The sequence below is a fragment of the Paenibacillus sp. 2TAF8 genome (assembly GCF_052114825.1).
In the GTDB taxonomy this organism is placed as follows: Bacteria; Bacillota; Bacilli; order Paenibacillales; family Paenibacillaceae; genus Paenibacillus.
On the sequence record NZ_JBFRFN010000015.1, the window covers coordinates 147,057 to 154,462 of the forward strand.

Consider the following 7,406-nt stretch of genomic DNA (forward strand, 5'->3'; position numbering starts at 1 on the left):
GGCGCAGCTGCTTTTGTTTTTAACTTATATCCATTATCGGCTATATTTTTTCATCGTGTTATCCATCTGCTGTCTGACATGCTGCGGCCAAAACTGCAGCGGAGCACTGCTTCCAGATGCGGCCTGCAATGCTTTGTATACATCAATCTGCCCGTAGCCATAGTACTTATCGTGGCCGGGCTCACCTAGATCAATTACACTCTGCCGCATCAGATCCATGACCTCTGTATTGGTCAGATCTGGATTTAATGAGCGGATTAATCCTGCGAGCGCCGCAACGTGCGGACTGGCCATAGACGTACCTGACAAAGCAGCATATTGATTGTCCGGATAGGTACTTGCGATACTTGATCCCGGAGCCATCACATCCACATAATCGCCGTAGTTGGAGTATGAGGCTTTATTCATGTCCGGGTCTGTGGCAGAGACAGCAAAAACTTCGGGATAGGCAGCAGGGTAGCCAGGACGCTCGGTGTTATCGTTGCCGGTTGCAGCGATGAGCACGATATCCCGGTCGAAAGCGTATTTGATGGCATCATGAAGAAATTGAGCATCCGCGTAATTACCCAGACTCATATTGATGACTTTGGCGCCATGATCCGCTGCCCAGATGATTCCCTCAGCAACCGCATACGTTGTACCCGATCCCGAGTTGTCCAGTACTTTGACAGGAAGTACCTTATTGTACCAGCTCATGCCAGCTACACCTTCGTTATTGTTCACAATGGCTCCGATGATACCAGCGACATGGGTGCCATGACCGACATCATCCAGCGGTTTGCTTCCTGGGTTCACGACATTATATCCCTCGAGCAATTTGCCCTTAAGATCTGGGTGGTTCACATCAACCCCTGTATCAACTACTGCTACAATAACATCTTTGTTCCCCTTGGTAATATTCCACCCTCGGTTTGTCTCGATGGCAGGCAGATTCCACTGATAATCCGAGAACAAAACATCGTTAGGTATAGGTACTTCCGGTTGTTCAGCAACCGTTTCGTTGGTTAAGTACATATAGTGGGGTTCCATATATAACGGATTCCATTTGCTTCCGAAATAATCCCGCAATTGCTTATAATTCATCGTTTCAGACCGAAAAACATACGTATAACCGAGTTTGCGGGCAGACTGCATCTTCAAGTCTGAACGAATAATACGCATATCCCGCTCACCGGGATCTTGCCGGAAACGAATGACGATTTCATTTTCGTAAAAATGGCTTGCATTGGCATTGTCGTGTCCTGTCTTTACCGTAATCTCATTTAAGGTGTCGGGGTGTACCGATTCAATTTTAAATTTGCCTTCTCGCGGATACGGGATCATTCGCAAGTTTTTGCGCTGATGTTGCTCAACCGCATTTAATACACTTTGACTAAACAGAGCGATGATCGCTCGTTTGCCATCCTTGGAGGGCTGTCCCATCACAAAGTATTTTTCTTTACCAATCGGAAATGAAGAGGACTCGAAGCTTTGACGCTTGTTTACCGCTTTTTTTGCTAAATTCAGTGCATGATTTAATCTTTGTTGCTCTAGCTTGCTTCCTTGTTTGAACGTGCGGTCAAAATTCCTGCTGGGTGACCCATGAATTTTCATAAGCTGAATGGATCGAATGTGTCCGTGTGAGTCTTGAAGTTCTTTTATATAGCGGGTCACCTGTGCATCAGTCATCGTGTTCGTTTTATCCAATATGATCCCGAGGTGCTGTTTGGCATCTACACGGGTCAGCAGATCAGTGGCTTTGATATCCTGAACTTTCAAACGCTGTTTGCTTGCATGTTCCTTCTGAGGATTTTCCTGCATAGCACTCGGTTGTGGTACGGTGCGATTGGATGTGGGAAGCAGTAAAGTCAGTGCTAAAGCGCCTGCACCTGCTGCAAGAGCCCAGTTTATCCACTTTGGTCTGGACATAGACAGAACCTCCTCGTTCATTTTGGACAATGACCATTCGGCATGCCAAGACACATGGTCGTCATCACGGATGTAGTTATCGTTAGGAGAAGCACATATTTTTATGCAAAGAGTTTTGAGTCCTCCAACCGGTTTCGGAGCCTGTTTCATGACAGAAATGGAAAGCGCGATTAAGGGATACCGCTCGTCAACTTTTTATGGTAGGATTATATCTGAGTATTCAAAGGTCAGGGAACAAACACGGTTTGGCCGACCTGTATGTAAATATGTAAGGACTTATTTAAGGGGGAGCTACCTTTATGTCAGCAGCCAATGTACAGAAAACATGTGAGTCAACCAGAGAAAAGTTAAAACCGGCGATCGATCGGATCGAAAAGTTTTTGAATGAAAATGCTTTGCCTGAACTGGATCAGAACCAGACGGAGGAATCAACCGCCTTCTACAAAGGATTCCTTTCAGATCTTCGTCATTTGCTCGTTTTTTCTGAAGTTTCTTACGAAAAACTTGGCGTTGTGCTGCGTCGTGCCAACTTTGATGTCGAATTTGCCGAAAAGGCTCTTTATAATACGTATCACCAAAGCGTAAACAGCTTTTTCTATCCGAAAAATGAGTGCTATTCTGAGGACGGAAGATATGCTTACACAGGTCAGGATGCCATCCGTTTCCGTGACAAGCCGATTCGTTCGGTGCGCGACGTTATTCTGGAAATTTCCAAGACTTATGAAGAACTGCGTGACGACTTGGCATATTATGAGAGTGACTATCTGACCCAGCGTCGTATGCAAAATCAACGTAACCACGCTTAAATATATGTAAAACACAGACCGCCCTTGTGGCGGTTTTTTTTCATGTTTTGGATTCGAATTTAAAAGTCTTTTGATGGAAATGGACGTTGGGCGCATGCTGATCCCGACATGTTATCATCTGACATTTTGACGGAGAATATCGGATTTATGGCGGGGAAACAATAGGTGTCGAGGTGATAAAAAATGAGCCATGACAAACCAATTGTCAAATGCAGCGTCTCCAACTGTAATTTCTGGGGAGAAAATAACTTTTGCCAGGCCGATGCCATCATGATTGACATTGACCAGCATGCTACCCGTCGTCTGCATGAGGAATTTGCCGGAGAGACGTTCGACTCTGATCATCATGATCATGCACGTACCTCTTCAGCCACTTGCTGCCATACATTCAGACCTAAGTAAGCAGTCATCCAATTATTAACGGAGGTGCTTTCACGTGAAGAATGAAGACTTCAAAGACGAACATCTGGATCGTTACAACACAGAAGCGAAAAGTGAACAACAGCGCGAGCGTGTAGATTACCCAAGAAAAGCATATCGTGAGGAATATGGGGCGGAGATTGCTCCACAGACAACGGTAAGAAAAAGGGATAGCGTTCGTGTCGACCGTGTGCAGTCAGACTCAATACCGCAAAAACATGAAGCTGATCGTGTAATGGAGTCTTCGGGCCGCGTTGCAGGTTATATGGGTCTTGCTTTTGGTATTGCATCATTGTTTATGTGGTCTATTGTACTGGGTCCGGCAGCGGCTGTACTTGGCTATTTTGCCTTCGTGAATGGCCGAAAAACAGCAGGAGCATGGTCGATCGGATTGGGTATCGTCGCTACACTTAGTTACTTTTTTATGATTCCTTTTGCACGTTAAAAAAGCAGATACCCAATCATGGGATGAGGGTTATCCTCAGACCACAGGGATTTAGAAAGAATGTTAGAAAGAATTTCAGAAAAACCTTCTGTATTCACTTCCTTATAGTGAATCAGAAGGTTTTTTTTCGCATTCACGCATATTCAAACGTCTTATCAGCTATTTTTTATGAAAAAGATGGAACCTGTCTGTAAAACAATGTAGAATAAAGTCATCAAGCTTGAATGAAACGGGAGTGGATATAACCCATGCAAATTGATCCACGCAGTTCGCGGCAATTACTGGAGCTGCAATTGTCTAATATGAGTAACCCAACGAGCGGATCAGCTGTGCAAACTGGTTCGACGACAGACTTTTCTAATATGATGGATGGATTGTTAAATGCGGACACTCGTAGTATGAACGATACTGAGAATCAGCCTTTGAGCTCCAAGAGATCGAACGACGGCTTGTTGTGGCTACAGCTCGGCAGTACCTATAGTCCGGATCTGAATACCGTAAGTTCTTCGCGAGCAGACAGTCTAGAATCACTGCTTGCTGTGAACAATACGGGACAAGCTGATTCCGGCAAATCCGTGCCTACGGATTTCGAATCACTGATCTCACAGGCCAGTGTGAAGTACGGCGTACCCGAATCTTTAATCAAAGCGGTCATCGATACGGAATCAGGTTTTAATCCCAGTGTTGTCTCTTCTGCAGGTGCCAAGGGTCTGATGCAATTAATGGACGGTACGGCAGCTGGACTCGGTGTGAGTGACTCCTTCGATCCGAGTCAAAATATTGATGCAGGTACCAAATATTTATCACTTCAGCTCCAGCGTTTTGGCGGGCAGGAAAAAATGGCATTGGCAGCCTATAACGCTGGTCCGGGTCGGCTGTCCAGACTGGGCGTTACCAATGATGATGAATTGATGAGCAAGCTTCATTTGTTGCCTGTGGAAACACAGAATTATATCACTAAAGTGGAGCGGGCTCGTTCCAAATATTCCCTCTAAACCGACTTCTTCTAAGCAAGTCCAAACAAAGAGATCCAGCTTAAAAGGCAGGCCTTCATTGCCTACTTTCAGTTGGTCTTTTTTTTGTGTTGTAAGGAGATCGTGGTACAATGCTCACTATAGGTTCATGAACGTATTGATAAGGAAGGTGCACCTCGTTTTGAAATATTTTGATTATGCTGCAACGACACCTCCATATCCCGATGTAGTTCGCACGATGGCGGAAATTATGGAAGCACAGTTCGGAAATGCGTCGTCGATTCATGGATATGGTGAACGTGCAGATCAATTACTGCGCCGGGCACGGGCAGGTTGTGCTGCTACAATTGGTGTAAAAGCAGATGAAATCGTATTTACATCAGGGGCAACGGAGAGTAATAATCTGGCCATCAAGGGTGCTGCGCTTCGTTATAGCTCAAGGGGAAAACATATTATAACTACAGCAACGGAGCATGCGTCTGTGTATGAGAGTGTGCTGCAGTTACAGCAATGGGGATGGGATGTAACCTTTATCCCTGTAGATTCATCGGGTATCGTTACTGCGGAGCAGGTACTGAAAGCTGTTCGTCCGGATACCGTGCTTGTTAGTCTGATGCATGTGAACAATGAGACTGGTGCGATTCATCCAGTAGAAGAGATTGGTAATCTGCTCAAAAAAAACGCGCCGCGAGTCCTTTTTCATGTAGATGGTGTTCAGGGTTTCGGAAAAATGCAAGTTACACCAGCCAAATGGAAGGCTGATTTGTACAGTTTGTCCGCTCATAAAATTCGTGGACCGAAGGGTGCCGGGCTTCTCTATGTGAGAAGTGGCGTAGAGCTTACACCACTTCTGTCTGGCGGCTCACAGGAGCATGGGTTCAGGGCGGGCACGGAAAATACAGCTCTGATTGTGGGCATGGCCAAGGCGATGCGGATCGCAGCAGAGGGGCAGATTGATTTTTCAAGACGCATCCGCATCCTCCGAGATCGGGTGATGGAGACGATTGCTGCTATCCCAGAGCYTCAACTCAATAGTACCCCAAACGGAGCACCACATATTGTACATTTTTCCTATCCTGCTATGAAAGCAGAAGTAGCATTGCATACCCTAGAGCAACTTGGCTGTACGGTGTCTACCCAATCGGCATGCTCCTCGCGTTCGGCTGAGCCAAGCCGGGTGCTGCTTGCCATGGGAAGAGATGTTGCCTGTGCCGCTGGGGGATTGCGAATTAGTTTCGGTGACGAACATACAGAAGAGGATGCAGCCATGCTGGAAAAGGCACTGCATCAGATGGTGGAACAATTACGGCCACTCGAAAGGCGGATGTAAATTAAATGTTGAATTATGATATGCTGCTTCTCCGTTTTGGAGAGTTTATGTTAAAAGGAAAAAATCGTGCGCGATTTGAGAAAACGATCATCACTCAAGTCAAGGCGTTGCTTAAGCCTTATCCGGGTGCAAGTTTGCGTAAAGAATATGGCAGAGTCTACGTGGATCTTGGCGGTGAATCCCACACACAGCTTATTCCCGTGCTCAAACGTGTATTTGGTGTAGCGTCTATCAGCCCTGTGAAAGTAACGCCTTCCGAGATAGACGAGATTGTGCAAACTGCGGTTGCGTTTATGGATGAACGTGCTCAGGACTTCGGCGAAGTCACGACCTTCAAGGTAAATGCGCGCCGAGTGTGGAAGGGCTTTCCGCATTCTTCTCATGAAACAAATCATTTGGTTGGTTCACCGATTTTAAGAAAATTCCAACAGTTGAAGGTCGATGTTCGTAATCCTGATATTGAGCTGCGTGTAGAAATCCGCGAACAGGGCACTTATATTTTCAGTGAAGTTATTCCCGCCGCAGGCGGATTCCCGCTTGGAACGAATGGCAAGGCGATGGTCCTCTTATCCGGAGGGATAGACAGTCCTGTAGCCGCTTGGTCTTCCATGCGTCGAGGGCTCGAAGTCGAGTGTGTGCATTTTTATAGTTATCCTTTTACAAGTCAACGTGCAAAAGAAAAGGTAATTGATCTGGCCCGTGCTCTTGCAGATCATGCGGGTACGATCAAATTACATCTCGTTCCCTTTACGGAGATTCAGACCGCATTCACCCAGTTGGGTCAGGATAATCTGATTATTACATTGATGCGCCGTTCCATGTTACGAATTGCGACTAAACTGGCAGAACGCGAACGTGCACTAGCACTGATCACTGGCGATAGTTTGGGTCAGGTGGCGAGCCAAACTCTTCCTAGCATGAATGTCATTGGACGCGCTACAGACCTGCCTCTACTGAGACCGCTGGTTATGATGGATAAGCAGGAGATTATTTCACTTTCGAAACAGATTGGTACGTATGATATCTCCATTCTGCCTTATGAGGATTGCTGTACATTGTTTGTTCCAAAATCACCATCGACCAATCCGAATCTTCGGATTGTGGACAAAATTGAAGCAACGATGAGCCATCTGCCCGAATGGCTGGATCAAGCGGTAGAACAGACAGAAACGATCACTTTGCATGCGGGGGAAGCTTCAGTATTGATGGGGCAACCAGATGAAAGTGAAATGAAGGATGACTGGTTCTAATTGTACTTGCTCTGTGAAGGCTTACCAATTTAGAAGTAGACATAACAAATGAAATGTAAATATAAAAAAACACAAAAACAAAAACAGGACTAACCCATGTAAGAAGGGTTGGTCCTGCTTTTTTTGTGAGGCGTGCCCAGCAAAGCACGCATCTTCTAGCCGGTGAAAGTCCGGTCGCAGGAGGGGCCAAGCCCCTGCGTAGCTAGGATACTTGCGTATGGCGAAATCTGTACGTAAAAGCGTATCGACAAAAGTACCTGTCAGAGACAGGGC

The 7,406-nt window shown here is 46.0% G+C and carries 7 protein-coding genes; 6 read left to right on the forward strand and 1 reads right to left on the reverse strand.

Annotation, left to right across the window (positions count from 1 at the left end; translation table 11 throughout):
- Positions 1-33 precede the first annotated feature (33 nt).
- Positions 34-1,908 (reverse strand): S8 family peptidase, encoded by a 1,875-nt coding sequence (locus AB4Z30_RS21110; RefSeq protein WP_441929428.1) that lies wholly within the window; start codon positions 1,906-1,908, stop codon positions 34-36.
- A 299-nt stretch (positions 1,909-2,207) separates the two neighbouring features.
- On the opposite strand from AB4Z30_RS21110, the gene AB4Z30_RS21115 reads away from it, so the two are divergent.
- The 6 genes from AB4Z30_RS21115 to thiI all read left to right on the forward strand — a co-directional run bounded on the left by AB4Z30_RS21115 (position 2,208) and on the right by thiI (position 7,133).
- On the forward strand, positions 2,208-2,714 hold the full coding sequence (locus AB4Z30_RS21115; RefSeq protein WP_441929429.1) for a YpuI family protein: 507 nt from the start codon (positions 2,208-2,210) through the stop codon (positions 2,712-2,714).
- Between the two features lie 183 nt (positions 2,715-2,897).
- Entirely contained in the window at positions 2,898-3,116 is a 219-nt protein-coding gene (locus tag AB4Z30_RS21120) for a DUF1540 domain-containing protein (RefSeq protein WP_441929430.1), read from the forward strand.
- A gap of 34 nt (positions 3,117-3,150) precedes the next feature.
- On the forward strand, positions 3,151-3,579 hold the full coding sequence (locus AB4Z30_RS21125) for a hypothetical protein (protein WP_441929431.1): 429 nt from the start codon (positions 3,151-3,153) through the stop codon (positions 3,577-3,579).
- Positions 3,580-3,827: 248 nt separating this feature from the next.
- Complete coding sequence (locus AB4Z30_RS21130; RefSeq protein WP_441929432.1) at positions 3,828-4,574, forward strand: lytic transglycosylase domain-containing protein; 747 nt, start codon at positions 3,828-3,830, stop codon at positions 4,572-4,574.
- Between the two features lie 160 nt (positions 4,575-4,734).
- Positions 4,735-5,883 carry a cysteine desulfurase family protein gene (locus AB4Z30_RS21135; protein ID WP_441929433.1) on the forward strand — a complete coding sequence of 383 codons (1,149 nt, stop codon included), beginning with the start codon at positions 4,735-4,737 and terminating at the stop codon, positions 5,881-5,883.
- Between the two features lie 8 nt (positions 5,884-5,891).
- A complete protein-coding gene (gene thiI, locus AB4Z30_RS21140) occupies positions 5,892-7,133 on the forward strand; it encodes a tRNA uracil 4-sulfurtransferase ThiI (protein ID WP_441929441.1) in 1,242 nt (413 codons plus the stop codon).
- Positions 7,134-7,406: the final 273 nt, after the last annotated feature.